Below are 11,619 nucleotides of genomic sequence, written 5' to 3'. Positions count from 1 at the left end.
CGTCCCCGCCGCGCCGCCGTCGCCGCGCGACGCCGGCGGTGCCGCGGTGTGGCTGCTCGCGCCCGGCGGCCTGCTCACCCTGACCGTCATCGTCGTGCCGTTCGTCGTCGCGCTGGTGATGTCGCTGCTCGACCTCGACCAGTACACCTTCCGGCAGTGGCTGTCGGCGCCGTTCGTCGGCGTCGGCAACTACGTCGAGGCGGTGGGCCGCACCAGCCTGCCGCACGCCATCTGGGTCAGCGGGTCCGCGGCGGTGATCGCGACGCTGCTCGCGTTGCCGCTGGGGGTCGCCGCCGCGCTGACCACCCACCTGCCGTTCCGCGGGCGGTCGCTGATCCGGTCCCTCTACCTCATCCCGTACGTGCTGCCCGCCTTCGTCGTCGGCACCATCTGGCGGATCATCCTGCAACCCGACGGGGTCGCCAACCAGGGCCTGGCGACAGTGGGCATCGCCGGCGGCCTGTGGCTGAACGGGCCGAAGAGCTACTTTGCCCTGATCGTCGTGCAGGCCTGGTCGGGCTGGCCGCTGGTCTACCTGCTCGCCCTGGCCGGCCTGCAGGGCATCGACGACAGCCTGCACGAGGCCGCCGCGCTCGACGGCGCGCAGTGGCGGGCGAAGTTGCGCCACGTCATCCTCCCGCTGCTGCGCCCCCCGGTCGCGCTCGCCGCGATCATCTCGCTGCTGCACATGGTGAACAGCTTCACCCTGCCGTTCGTGCTGTTCGGCGTCCCGAGCCCGCACGACGTGGAGGTGCTGCCGGTGCTGACGTACGTGGAGAGCTTTCAGAACCTGCGCTTCGGGCTGAGCGCGGCGATGGCCGTGATCTCGCTGGTGCTGATCCTGGTCCCGCTGCTGGTCTATCTGCGCACCGTCAGACTCGACGCGCCGGAGGCCGCCGCATGAACTCCGTGCTTCGCCTGCTGCCGCGACCACTGCAGATCGGCCTGACGGTGTTCCTGCTGACCATCGTCGGCGCGCCGGTCGGCTACGTCTTCCTCGCCTCGGTCAACACCGACCTGGCCGTGGCCGCCGGTGAGTTCTGGCCGGAGCGGGTCAGCGTCGGCAACTACGTCCGGATCTGGTCGACCGTTCCGCTCGGTCGGGGGCTCGCGAACAGCCTGCTCGTCGCCGGCACGGTGGCGGTGACCTGCGCGGCGATCGCGGTCTTCTCGGCGTACGTCCTGGTCCGGCACCGGTTCCGGGGCCGGCGCACCGTGCTGCGCGCGCTGCTGGGCATGCAGTCGATCCCCGGCACGCTGCTGCTCCTGCCGGTCTTCGTGCTCTTCGCGACGATCGGCAGCAGCCTCGGCGTGCCGACGATCGGCACCCGGTGGTCGCTGGTCGTCACCTACCTCACGTTCGGGCTGCCGTTCTCCACCTGGATCATGGTGACCTACCTGCGTGAGCTGCCCGGCGAGCTGATCGAGGCCGCCCGCGTGGACGGTGCCGGGAGCTGGCAGATCCTGCTGCGTGTCGTCATCCCGCTGAGCTGGCCGGGCCTGGTCGTCGCGGCGATCTTCGCGTTCCTGCTCGGCTGGAACGACGTGCTGTTCGCCTCGGTCATGACGACGTGGACACCCGCACCGCAGCTGTCGTGCTGCAGGTCTTCGGCGCGGCGCAGGAGGGCGGGGCGATCCCGCCGTACGGGCAGATGATGGCCGCCGCCCTCGTCTGCGCGGCCCCGGTGGTCGCCCTGTACCTCGCCTTTCAGCGGTACATCGTCGGTGGGCTGACCGCGGGAGGTGTGAAGTGACGGCGTGGACGCTGTCCGGCTTCGGCGACGAGATCGATCCCGACCCGGCGGTGCAGCTCGCGGTGCTCAATGCCCTCGGTGCCCGGCACATCGAGGTGCGCAGCGCGTGGGGCACCAACGTGGTGGAGCTCGGCGACGCCCAACTGGACGCCCTGGCGGAGGCGGTCGACGCGCGCGGCATGGCGGTTTCGGCGGTCGCGTCGCCCGTCGGGAAGGTCGACGTGACCACCGAGGACGGCGGTGAACTCCACCGGCTGCGCGCCGCCGTGGCGGCCGCGCACCGGCTGGGCAGCCGGTACGTCCGGATCTTCTCGTTCTACCGCCCGGCCGGGGTCGCCCCGGCCGAGATCCGCGCGGCGGTGCTGGCGCGGATGCGGGTCTTCGCGGCCCTCGCCGAGGACTCCGGCGTCGTGCTGCTGCACGAGAACGAGAAGGACATCTACGGCGATGTGCCGCGGCGGGTCGCCGACCTCGTCGAGTCGGTCGACTCGCCCGCGCTGCGCGTCGCCTGGGACAACGCGAACTTCGTGCAGGTCGGGGTGCGGCCCTACGACGACGGGTACGCGCTGCTGCGCCCGCACCTGGAGTACCTGCAGGTCAAGGACGCGATCGCGGCCACCGCCGAGGTCGTGCCCGCCGGCCACGGCGACGGCCAGCTGCTGCGGACGCTCACCGCGCTGCGCGACGACGGCTATGCCGGCTTCGCCTCCCTCGAACCGCACCTCGCCAGCCAGCACGAACTCGGCGGATTCTCCGGCCCCGCCGAGTTCGGCCGGGCGGCGCGCGCGTTCGTGAACCTCACCGCCTCGATAGGAGTGCATCTTCGATGACCGTCCTCAACGTCGTGATCACGGGCAGCGGGGTCATCGCCCGCACCCACGCCGGGGCGATCCTGCGGCACCCCGGACTGCGCCTCACCGCGCTCGCCGACCCGGACCCGCAGGCCAACGACCGGCTCGCCGGGTGGATCGGCGAGCAGGGCGGCCCGCCGCCGGCCCGGTACGCCTCGCTGGGCGAGGCCCTCGCGGCCGAGGCGGCGGACCTGGTAGTGGTATGCACGCCCAGCGGTACCCACGCCGACCTCGCCGAGGAGGCCCTCGCGGCCGGCGTGCACGTGCTCGTCGAGAAGCCCCTCGATGCCTCCCTGCCGGCGGCCCGCCGCATCGCCCGGGTCGCCACGGACGCCGAGGCGGCCGGTCAGGTCTGCGCGGTGGTCTGCCAGCACCGGTTCGACCCGGCGAGCGTCGCGGTCGCGCCCGGGTGCGCGCCGGCGACCTGGGGCGGCTCACCTCGGCGGTGGCCACCGTGCCGTGGTGGCGGGGCCAGCGGTACTACGACTCGGCGGGCTGGCGCGGCACCTGGGAACAGGACGGCGGCGGCGCCACCATAAACCAGGGCGTGCACACCGTGGACCTGCTGCTGTGGCTGTTCGGCCGGCCCGAGGAGGTGTTCGCCTACACCGACGTCCTCGCCCACGAGCGGGTCGAGGTCGAGGACGTCGCCGTGGCGGCGATCCGGTTCGCCGACGGGGCGCTCGCCGTGCTGCACGCCACCACCGCGGCGTACCCGGGCCTCGGCGTGCGGTTGCAGGTGCACGGCTCGCAGGGGTCCGCGGTGATCCACGACGACCAGCTGGAATACCTGCACACCGCCGACGGCCCGGACCCGTCCGCGTACGCCGACGGGCCCGACCGGTCCGGCGACGCCGTGCCACCGTCGCAGCTGCGGGGGGCGACCAAGCCCGACGACGCCTTCGTGACCGGGCACCTGCGGCAGTACCACGACACGGTCGAGGCGATCCTCGGCGGCCGGCGACCGGGGGTCACGGCGGTCGAGGCGCTGCTCGACGTCGCCGTGGTCAAGGCGGTCTACCTCTCGGCGCACCTGCGTCGGCCGGTGTCGGTGCCGGCGGTGCTGGCCGGTGACTTCGACGACGTGCTCGCCGCCGTCGAGGGCTCCGCGACCACGGTGTCGTCCGTCCTGCGGGCGGGGGTGGCGCGATGAGGTGGTCGGTGTTCACGGCGTCCACGCCGGACTGGACGCCGGAGGAGACGGTCGGGCAGTTGGCCGCGCAGGGCTGGGACGGTGTCGAGTGGCGGGTCACCGACCAGGAACCGGCCCGACCGCCCGGGTTCTGGGCCGGCAACCGGGCGACCGTCCCGCTGACCGGGCTGGAGGGTGAGCTGACCCGGATCGCCACGATCACCCGCGAGGCCGGGCTGGCGCTGTCCGGGCTCGGGGCGTACGTGCCGGCGGCCGACCACGGCAACGTCGAGCGGGTGTTGGCCGCGGCCGCCGCGCTGGGCGCGGAGCGGGTCCGGGTGACCATGCCGCAACTGGGCAGCGGCGACTATCGGGAGCTGATGGCCGGTACCCGCCGGGACCTGGCCTGGATCGCCGGGCGGGCGGCGGAGCACGGGGTGACCGCGCTGGTCGAGCTGCACCACGGCACCATCGTCGCCTCGGCGTCGGCGGCGATGCGGCTGCTCGACGGCCTGCCGCCGGAGCATGCCGGGGTCATCCACGACATCGGCAACCTGACCATCGAGGGGTTCGAGGATCCGCTGGCCGGTTTCCAGCTGCTCGGCCCGTACCTGGCGCACGTGCACGTGAAGAACGTCGCGTGGCGGGTGAGCGGCACCCGGGACGACGGGGGACCGCGCTGGTCGGCCGAGTGGGCGCCGTTGCGGGAGGGGCAGGCCGACCTGGCGGCCTATCTCGGCGCGCTGCGCCGGGTCGGCTACGACGGGTGGGTGACGGTCGAGGACTTCTCCACCGCCGTGCCGCTGGCTCAGCGGACCCGGGACAACCTGGCCTACCTGCGGGAGTTGGACCTTCGGGTACGCGCGGAGAAGGCGGGACGCTGATTCCGTGAATTGACGGGCATTCATGCACTGCGGTTCCGATATAGATCGATTGTGGCAAATGTTGGCAACCGATTGTCGGGCCCTGGTGGCGCCCATAGTGTCCAGACAACCGCCACTGGTGCGCGATCCGTGGGCCATCGTCCAGGGCCCCTCGGTACCCGTCCCCACGGAGCCACCGCCGCCTGGCCGTCGGCGGTGGCTTCCATCCTGACCCCATCAGGGAGATGTCATGCAACGCTCCGTCAGCAGGGCGAGCCGGACCGGCAGACGCCGGTCCGCGCTCGCCGCGGCCGTGTCCGGGCTGGCCGTGATCGTCACCTACGCCCTCGCCGTGACCACCCCGTCCGCCACCGCCACCGCCGCCGCAGCCGGCTGCGGCACCGCCAACGTCGCACTGAACCGGCCGGCCACCGCGTCGTCGGTGGAGAACAGCCGGCTGTCGGCGGCCAACGCCGTGGACGGCAGTGCCACGACCCGCTGGTCCAGCGCGTTCAGCGACCCGCAGTGGCTCCAGGTGGACCTCGGTGCCAGCACCGATGTCTGCGAGGTCGTCCTCACCTGGCAGACGTCGTACGCGAAGGCGTTCCAGATCCAGGTCTCACCCGACGGGGCCGGAAACTGGTCGTCGCTCTACTCCACCGCCACCGGCAGCGGCGGCACGCAGACCATCCCGGTCAGCGGCACCGGCCGCTTCCTGCGGGTGTACGGCACCACCCGGGCTACCGGCTACGGATACTCGATCTTCGAGCTGGTGGTGCACGGCGGGTCGACGCCCACGACCCCACCGCCCACGACCGGCCCGCCCATTCCCGGTGGGGGCGACCTCGGCTCCAACGTCATCGTGTTCGACCCGTCGATGTCGTCGTCCAGCATCCAGTCGAAGCTGGACCAGGTGTTCGCCACGCAGGAGACGAACCAGTTCGGCACGCAGCGGTACGCGCTGCTGTTCAAGCCCGGCTCGTACACCGGCCTCAACGCCCAGTTGGGCTTCTACACCTCGATCGCCGGCCTCGGGCAGAATCCGGCCGACGTGCGGATCAACGGTGATGTCACCGTCGACGCGGGCTGGATGGCCGGCAACGCGACGCAGAACTTCTGGCGCTCGGCGGAGAACATGTCGATCACTCCGGTGTCGGGCCGTGACCGGTGGGCGGTGGCCCAGGCGGCGCCGTTCCGGCGGATGGACGTGCACGGCGGAATGACCCTCGCCTCGCCCAACTGCGGGTGGGCCAGCGGCGGGTACATCGCCGACAGTCGGATCAGCGGCACGGTCAGCCCGTGCTCTCAGCAGCAGTGGTACACCCGGGACAGCCAGGTCGGCGGCTGGAACGGCGGCGTCTGGAACGTGGTCTTCTCCGGTGTGGCCGGGGCGCCCGCCAACACGTTCCCGACGCCGCCCTACACCGTCGTGCCGAAGACCCCGGTCAGCCGCGAGAAGCCCTACCTGTACACGGACTCGTCGGGCGCCTACCGGGTGTTCGTCCCGTCCCTGCGTACCAACAGCTCCGGCGTCACCTGGGCGGCCGGCAACACCGCCGGCACGTCGCTGCCGCTGACCCAGTTCTACGTCGCGCACCCGGGCGACTCGGCGGCCACCATCAACAGCGCGCTCGCGCAGGGCCTGAACCTGCTCTTCACCCCGGGGGTCTACCACGTCGGCCAGACCATCAACGTGACCCGGCCGGACACCGTCGTCCTCGGCCTGGGCTTCGCCACCCTCATCGCCGACAACGGTGTCACCGCGATGAACGTGGCCGACGTCAACGGGGTCAAGGTGGCCGGGCTGCTCTTCGACGCCGGCACCACCCGGTCGCCGTCGCTGCTCCAGGTCGGCCAGAGCGGCGCGAACGCGAACCACGCCGCCAGCCCGATCTCGCTCCACGACGTGTTCCTGCGCGTCGGCGGCGCCGGCCCGGCCGCCGTCACCAACGCCCTGGTGGTAAACAGCAACAACACGATCATCGACCACATCTGGGCCTGGCGTGCCGACCACGGCGCCGGGGCCGGGTGGACCACGAACCCGTCCGACACCGGCCTGGTCGTCAACGGCGCCGACGTCACCGCGCTCGGCCTGTTCGTCGAGCACTTCCAGAAGTACAACGTGATCTGGAACGGCAACGGCGGCCGGACCATCTTCTTCCAGAACGAACTGCCCTACGACCCTCCGAGCGCGGCAGCCTGGTCGCACGACGGCATCACCGGCTACGCCGCCTACAAGGTGGCCAACGCGGTGACCAGCCACGAGGCCTGGGGGCTCGGTAGCTACTGCGTGTTCACCGCCGATCCGTCCATTGCGGCCTATCACTCCTTCGAGGTTCCGGTCAATCCCAACGTCAGGTTCCACGACGTGCTGACGGTGTCCCTGGGCAAGGGTTCGATCACCCACGTCATCAACGACACCGGTGACGCGGCAGTGCCGTCCTCCGTGACCCCGCACAACGTGATCAGCTACCCGTGAATCATCGAGTGTCCGGCCGACCCGGGTCGGCCGGACACTCTGTGCGGGTTATTACGCGGCACCGTCGGCCAGCCCCTTTGGCAAACTGATGGCAACCAATTGTTTCAATCTCGGGCCATTGTTAGCTTTTGGAAATAGATCCTCGTTTCTACATCCAAAGGAGATCAGATGAGCCTCAGGTCGCTCTTGTCCAGAGCCGTTCCGGGAGGGCGTCGGAGAGTTGTCGCCAGGCCACTCACCGCGGTTTTCCTGAGTGTCGTGGTAATCGCCGCGGTCGGTGGAAACGGCACGGCGTTCGCGGCGGACGACCCGCCCTTCGCGCAGTATCAGGAGGCGCACGCCAACTGCGACGTCAACCACCGGCTCAGCGACGACCCGATCGTCTTCCCCGGTCTGCCCGGTGCGTCGCACAACCACACGTTCATCGGCAACCCCACCACCAACGCCAACTCCACCCCGCAGTCCCTGGTCGGTGGTGCCACGTCCTGTCAGGACACCCTCGACGCGTCCGGTTACTGGTTCCCGACGCTGTCGCAGAACGGCGCGCCGGTGCCGAACAGCATCGTCACCGTGTACTACAAGGCCGGGGTGAAGGACTACCGCACGGTCAAGCCGTTCCCGGCCGGGTTCAAGCTGCTCGTGGGGGACGTGAAGACGCCGGACGCGGCGCACTTCGGGGGCAGCTGGTCGTGCACCGGCTACAAGGGCAACGACTGGCCGGCCTCCTGCCCCTCCGGGTCGTCCCTGGTCGTGCGCCTCAAGGCGCCGAGTTGCTGGGACGGCGTGCACCTGGACGTGCCCGACCACAAGTCGCACATGGCCTGGCCGGTGAGCGGGGTCTGCCCGGCCGACCACCCCGTCCCGCTGCCGATGCTGGAGATCAAGCTCCCGTACAAGCTGGCGGGCACCAGCACCGCCGGCCTGGCGTATTCCTCGGGCGCCAGCTACTCATTCCACTACGACTTCATGAACGGGTGGAATGCGGCCCGCCAGGCCTATGTCGTGGCCTACTGCATCAATGGGGGTCGGCAGTGCAACGGTTACGGTGAGGACCCCAAGAAGCCGTAGCCCTCAGGTGGCGTCGAACGTGGCCGGTGCTCGGTGTCGAGCGGGAGTCGCCCGGCCACGATCGGCCGCGCCCGGTAGCGGGCCGGCCCGGGCGCCCCGACCATCCGCCGCCGTCATTATATTCATGCTGATCAATTGAACTCCATTGACATCCGTGGTCGGCAGGGTTGAGAGTGACTTACGTCGGAGAGCGCTCTCTTGCGAGTTGGGCCCGAAGCAGTGAGCTGTCGGTCCCGCCGCCGCCACCCTGAAGGAGTACCGATGAATCGGACTCTCCCCCCGTCCCTCACCCCGTTGTCCCGAGCCGGGCGCGGCAGCCGCCTCGCGGCCCTCGGCAGCGCACTGCTCCTGCTGTTCGGCGCGTACCTGGCGATCCTGGCGCCGCCCGCCGACGCCGCCGACGCGCTGCTGTCCCAGGGGCGGCCGGTCACCGCCTCGTCGACCGAGTCCGTGGCGTTCCCCGCCTCGGCGGCCGTCGACGGCAACGCCGGCACCCGCTGGTCCAGCGCGTTCAGCGACCCGCAGTGGCTACGGGTCGACCTGGGTGTCTCCGCCACCGTCAGCCGGGTGGTGCTGCGCTGGGAGGCCGCCTACGCCCGCGCGTTCACCATCGAGACATCGCCCACCGGCACCGACACCTGGACGACGATCCACACCACCACGGCCGGCACGGGCGGCGTCCAGGACCTCGCGGTCACCGGCACCGGCCGTTTCGTCCGGGTCAACACCACCCAGCGCACCACCCAGTACGGCGTGTCGCTGTGGGAGTTCGAGGTCTACGGCAGCACCGGCCCGCCGCCCACGACCCCGCCGCCCACGACCCCGCCGCCCGGCGGCGCGACGCTGCTGTCGTACGCCAAGCCGGCGGTCGCGTCGACCAGCCAGAACGACGGCGCGTGCTTCGGCTGCACGCCGGACAAGGCGTTCGACCACGACCCGGCGAGCCGCTGGGCGACGAGTCCCACCAACGGCTGGGTCGACCCGGGTTGGATCTACGTCGACCTCGGCGCCACCGCCACCGTGACCCAGGTCGTGCTGCAGTGGGATCCCGCGTATGCCAGGTCGTACCAGATTCAGGTCTCGCCGAACGCGTCCACCTGGACCACCGTCTACTCGACCAGCACCGGGAAGGGCTTCAAGGAGACCATCGACGTGACCGGCACCGGCCGGTACGTGCGGATGTACGGCACCGCCCGCAGCAGCCAGTACGGGTACTCGCTGTGGGAGTTCAAGGTGTACGGCACCGGCGGCAACCCCACCCAGCCGCCGACGATGCCTCCCGACCCGACGTTCCCGGGCACCCGGCTCGTGTTCGCCGACGAGTTCAACGGCGCCGTCGGCGGCAAGCCCGACCCGGCCAAGTGGACAATCGATCCGGGCACCGGCCAGAACAACGAACTCCAGTACTACACGAACAACGACAACGCCAGCCTGGACGGCGCCGGCTCACTCGTCATCGAGGCCCGCCGGGAGACCGTCAACGGCCGCTCGTACACCTCGCACCGGATGAACACCGGCAACAAGTTCCACGTGCAGTACGGCCGGATCGAGGCCCGCATCCGGGTGCCGAAGGGCAACGGGCTCTGGCCGGCGTTCTGGATGATGGGCGCCGACTTCCTCACCGGGCGGCCGTGGCCGTACAACGGGGAGATCGACATCATGGAGGTCCTCGGCCGCAACACGCTGGAGGCCTACTCGACCCTGCACGCACCGGCCTACAACGGCGGCAACGGGTACGGCCAGAAGTACCCGTCACCGGGCGGGGTGGACCTCTCCGGCGGCTTCCACGTCTGGTCCGCCGAGTGGGACAGTCGCGGCATCACCTTCAAGATCGACGGGCAGACGGTCTTCGTCGCCAGCAAGGCCACGGTCGAGTCGACCCGTGGGCCGTGGGTCTTCGACCACCCGTTCTACCTCATCCTCAACCTCGCCGTCGGCGGCGACTTCCCGGGCCCGGTGGACGGCACCACGCCGTTCCCGTCGCGGATGCTCGTCGACTACGTCCGCGTCTACCAGTAGCCCGGCCCGGAAGGAGTCCTTATGTCCCTGCCGGCATCTCCGACACCGGCTCGCGGGCGGCTGCGTACCGCCGTGCTCGCCGTGGCGCTCGTCGCCATGCTCGGCGGCTACCTGGTCGCCACCGGCATCCGGGCCGACGCCGCCGACCCCCTACTGTCCCAGGGCAGACCGGCGACGGCGTCCTCCACCGAGAACGGCGGCACGCCGGCCGCCAACGCCGTCGACGGCGACAACGGCACCCGCTGGGGCAGCGCGTTCAGCGATCCGCAGTGGCTGCGGGTCGACCTCGGCGCCACCGCGACCGTCAGCCGGGTGGGTGCCCGTGCCGAACTGCGCCAGGTGATCCGGCACCCGGCGTACGGTGACAGTGCCCGCTTCCGGCTCGCGTCCGGTGCCGGCTACACGATGCACGGCGACTTCTTCAACGCCTGGCCGGTGGCGGAGATGGAGCGCCGGGTACGGGACTGCATCCGCCCGATCATCAAGCGCGGCGTCAGCGGGACGCCGTGACGGTCGTACCTCCTCGCCGGCCCGGCACCGGGCCGGCGAGGCTGTCCGCCCTGCTTGCCGGGCTGCTGCTCGCCCTCGTGCCGGCGGCCGGCTGCGCCCCCGGGCCGGCCACGGAAAGCCCCGCGCCGGCCCTCGTCGTGTCGACCCCGGCCACGGCGACGCTCGGCGGCACCGACGCGGCCTGGATCCAGTTGATGATCCCGATGAACGAACAGGTGCTCAAGGCGCTTGACCTCGTACCCGGGCAGACCACCGACGAGCGGATCCGGGACCTGGCCGGGCGGATCGCGGCGGGCCGGCGCGCGGAACTCGACGACCTGAGGCGGCTGCGGGGCAGCGCGGGGCTCCCGGCGGTCAACCAGCACGAGGGGCACGAACTGCCCGGCATGGTGATCCCGGCCGACCTCGTCGTGCTGCGCTCACTGCGCGCCGCGGCGTTCGACCGCGCCGTGCGGGATACCCTGCGTGAGCACGTGGAGCAGGGTGCGCGGCTCGCAGACGCCGAACAGACCAACGGGGCCGATCCGGAGACCCGGCGGCTCGCGGAGCGGATGCGGCAGACCCGGGTCACCGAACTCGGCTGGCTCAGGCGGACGACGGCCACGCCGTGACCCTGTCCGCCACGTCGGACGCCGGTGGCACCGAGCGGTCGCCGCCGGGGAGTGCCTTAGGTGATACCGCACGCTGCGACGAGCGGGCGTCAGCCGTTGCCGTGCTGCCGTTCGTGCTCCGCCAGAGCAGCCGCTGCCCTGTCCAGGTCGTAGTGAGGAAACACAGGGATGCCCCGGCGGCGCAACGCCTCGGCCGCGACGCCACGCCCAGCGATGGTGACGCCGGTGAAAGCTCCGTCGTGGACGTAGGTGCTACCGCAGGTAGGGCTGCCCTCGACCAGGATGGCGAGCCCGACGCCGGCCTGCAGTGCCTTGTCGACCGCCCGCTGCGC

12 protein-coding genes are annotated in these 11,619 nt (G+C 71.2%); 11 read left to right on the top strand and 1 reads right to left on the bottom strand.

The genetic code is table 11. The features are described 5' to 3' along the window. The 11 genes from JM949_RS27820 to JM949_RS27775 all read left to right on the top strand — a co-directional run. Positions 1-904: carbohydrate ABC transporter permease (locus JM949_RS27820; RefSeq protein WP_309232357.1), on the top strand; the 904-nt coding region annotated here is incomplete at its 5' end. Beyond that, positions 901-1,656, top strand: coding sequence for a carbohydrate ABC transporter permease (locus JM949_RS27815; protein WP_238434006.1), 756 nt, complete (start codon positions 901-903; stop codon positions 1,654-1,656). The genes JM949_RS27820 and JM949_RS27815, both read left to right, overlap by 4 nt. A gap of 94 nt (positions 1,657-1,750) precedes the next feature. Further along, on the top strand, positions 1,751-2,584 hold the full coding sequence (locus JM949_RS27810) for a sugar phosphate isomerase/epimerase family protein (protein ID WP_203151170.1): 834 nt from the start codon (positions 1,751-1,753) through the stop codon (positions 2,582-2,584). Further along, entirely contained in the window at positions 2,581-3,144 is a 564-nt protein-coding gene (locus JM949_RS37840) for a Gfo/Idh/MocA family protein (RefSeq protein ID WP_238434005.1), read from the top strand. Before JM949_RS27810 ends, JM949_RS37840 begins: the two co-directional genes overlap by 4 nt. Then, positions 3,051-3,758 carry a Gfo/Idh/MocA family oxidoreductase gene (locus JM949_RS37835; protein WP_309232358.1) on the top strand — a complete coding sequence of 236 codons (708 nt, stop codon included), beginning with the start codon at positions 3,051-3,053 and terminating at the stop codon, positions 3,756-3,758. Before JM949_RS37840 ends, JM949_RS37835 begins: the two co-directional genes overlap by 94 nt. A gap of 8 nt (positions 3,759-3,766) precedes the next feature. Then, the gene (locus JM949_RS27800; RefSeq protein ID WP_309232356.1) at positions 3,767-4,621 is read left to right on the top strand and encodes a sugar phosphate isomerase/epimerase family protein; all 855 of its coding nucleotides are present in this window, start codon (positions 3,767-3,769) and stop codon (positions 4,619-4,621) included. Between the two features lie 229 nt (positions 4,622-4,850). After that, entirely contained in the window at positions 4,851-7,079 is a 2,229-nt protein-coding gene (locus tag JM949_RS27795) for a discoidin domain-containing protein (RefSeq protein ID WP_203151168.1), read from the top strand. 258 nt (positions 7,080-7,337) lie between these two features. After that, complete coding sequence (locus JM949_RS27790) at positions 7,338-8,147, top strand: DUF1996 domain-containing protein (protein WP_203151167.1); 810 nt, start codon at positions 7,338-7,340, stop codon at positions 8,145-8,147. Positions 8,148-8,408: 261 nt separating this feature from the next. Next, complete coding sequence (locus JM949_RS27785) at positions 8,409-10,166, top strand: discoidin domain-containing protein (RefSeq protein ID WP_203151166.1); 1,758 nt, start codon at positions 8,409-8,411, stop codon at positions 10,164-10,166. Between the two features lie 21 nt (positions 10,167-10,187). Further along, on the top strand, positions 10,188-10,676 hold the full coding sequence (locus JM949_RS39325; protein ID WP_203151165.1) for a discoidin domain-containing protein: 489 nt from the start codon (positions 10,188-10,190) through the stop codon (positions 10,674-10,676). After that, on the top strand, positions 10,673-11,287 hold the full coding sequence (locus tag JM949_RS27775) for a DUF305 domain-containing protein (RefSeq protein WP_203151164.1): 615 nt from the start codon (positions 10,673-10,675) through the stop codon (positions 11,285-11,287). The genes JM949_RS39325 and JM949_RS27775 overlap by 4 nt, the downstream gene beginning before the upstream one ends. 89 nt (positions 11,288-11,376) lie before the next feature. Here JM949_RS27775 and JM949_RS27770 read toward each other — a convergent pair. Further along, positions 11,377-11,619: DUF523 domain-containing protein (locus JM949_RS27770; protein ID WP_203151163.1), on the bottom strand; the 243-nt coding region annotated here is incomplete at its 5' end.

Source organism: Micromonospora tarensis, from assembly GCF_016803395.1.
GTDB classification, from domain to species: Bacteria; Actinomycetota; Actinomycetes; order Mycobacteriales; family Micromonosporaceae; genus Micromonospora; species Micromonospora tarensis.
Note: the sequence above shows the minus strand (reverse complement) of the source record. Positions and strands in the feature narration are given on the sequence as shown.

What these genes read in the sequence shown, in the direction of transcription:
- JM949_RS27785 (WP_203151166.1), top strand. Translation starts at nt 8,409, where the DNA reads ATGAATCGGACTCTCCCCCCGTCCCTCACCCCGTTGTCCCGAGCCGGG.
- JM949_RS37840 (WP_238434005.1), top strand. Translation starts at nt 2,581, where the DNA reads ATGACCGTCCTCAACGTCGTGATCACGGGCAGCGGGGTCATCGCCCGC.
- JM949_RS39325 (WP_203151165.1), top strand. Translation starts at nt 10,188, where the DNA reads ATGTCCCTGCCGGCATCTCCGACACCGGCTCGCGGGCGGCTGCGTACC.
- JM949_RS27795 (WP_203151168.1), top strand. Translation starts at nt 4,851, where the DNA reads ATGCAACGCTCCGTCAGCAGGGCGAGCCGGACCGGCAGACGCCGGTCC.
- JM949_RS27815 (WP_238434006.1), top strand. Translation starts at nt 901, where the DNA reads ATGAACTCCGTGCTTCGCCTGCTGCCGCGACCACTGCAGATCGGCCTG.